Source organism: Paraburkholderia dipogonis (genome assembly GCF_042680985.1).
Taxonomy (GTDB): Bacteria; Pseudomonadota; Gammaproteobacteria; order Burkholderiales; family Burkholderiaceae; genus Paraburkholderia; species Paraburkholderia phytofirmans.
In genome coordinates this window covers 1-1,321 of record NZ_JBHUFR010000055.1, presented here as the reverse complement: position 1 = coordinate 1,321, position 1,321 = coordinate 1, and the positions used below count along the sequence as shown (strand labels likewise).

1 protein-coding gene is annotated in these 1,321 nt (G+C 60.0%); it reads left to right on the top strand.

Translation table 11 applies throughout. The features are described 5' to 3' along the window. Positions 1 to 81: 81 nt before the first annotated feature. Entirely contained in the window at positions 82 to 1,095 is a 1,014-nt protein-coding gene (locus ACFSNN_RS41295; RefSeq protein ID WP_134465177.1) for an IS110 family RNA-guided transposase, read from the top strand. Positions 1,096 to 1,321: the final 226 nt, after the last annotated feature.

The following is a 1,321-nucleotide window of genomic DNA, read 5'->3' as shown; positions in this document are numbered from 1 at the left end:
GGCGCGGGAGACTTGGCACGCGTCGGTCTGCGTGTGCCAAAGTAAGGGTGCTCGTCAACTGTGCGTCAAGGAGAACCGGAAATGAAACCCACCCTCATCGGAATGGACATTGCCAAGCAGGTATTCCAGCTTCATGCACTCGACCCGCAGAGCGGCCAGATCGAAAGACTCAAGCTAAAGCGTGCACAGGTTCTCGAGTTCTTCGCCAGGCGCGCACCTTCGGTTGTTGTGATGGAAGCGTGTGGCAGCGCACACGACTGGGCGAGACGGCTGCAGCAGCTCGGTCATGATGCGAGGCTCATCTCCGCGCGGTCGGTGCGGCCGTTTGTGTTGCGTAACAAGACCGACGCGGCCGATGCCCGAGGCATCTGCACAGCGGCGCAGCAGCCGGATGCGCGCTTTGTTGCTATCAAGAGTGAAGATCAGCAAGCCATCCTGGCGATACATCGGATGCGTGCCCAGCTCATGAAGTTCCGCATCATGCAAACCAACGCGTTGCGCGGTCTGCTGTACGAATTCGGCGAAACACTGCCCGAGAGTTATCGGGCCTTCACCAAAGCATTCCCTGCCACGCTTGCAGGAGTCGCTGAACGTCTGCCAGGGATCCTGATCGACAGCCTGCGTGAGCAATGGAATCGCGTTCAGGCCACCGACAAGGAAATCACCGTGCTTGAGCGGCGGCTCGCTACCGCCTTTCGTAACAACGGGGACTGCCAGAAGGTCGCCGACATCCCTGGCGTTGGCCTTCTCACTGCCACCGCGACGGTTGCATCTATCGGCGATGCGCGAACGTTCAAATCCGGCCGTGAGCTTGCCGCCTGGCTGGGTCTGGTGCCGAGGCAGACGGGAACGGGTGGACGGGTACGACAGATGGGCCTGAGCAAACGCGGCGACACCTATTTGCGCACACTGCTAATGCACGGCGCCCGCTCGGTCATCATCCAGGGCACACGATCGGCGTGGATCGACGGCCTGCTCAAGCGCAGACCGTTTAATGTTGCCGTTGCCGCTGTCGCCAACAAACTGGCACGAACCATCTGGGCGGTACTTGCCCGAGCGCAGGGCTATCAGGCTTCACCGCCCGCTGCTGCGTAGACTTCACGTTATGGTGGCTTCCTGAAACCTTCCTCAAGGAGCGCAAGCAAGTGCTGCATGATGGCTAACAGGTTGGACCGGGGCGAGGAAAACCCGATAGGGAAGATGAACCATTGTGTTCGATTTGCAGATGAGGACCTCGCCAGCGAATTCCATTAGGGCCTGCAGGCGTAACCGACCTGCGAAAACGGGCCGGACATAAGCGTGCTGCCTTTACCTGAAAGCC

Bases quoted from the DNA above. Each gene is read 5' to 3' on its own strand.
- ACFSNN_RS41295 (WP_134465177.1), top strand. From the start codon at position 82: ATGAAACCCACCCTCATCGGAATGGACATTGCCAAGCAGGTATTCCAG.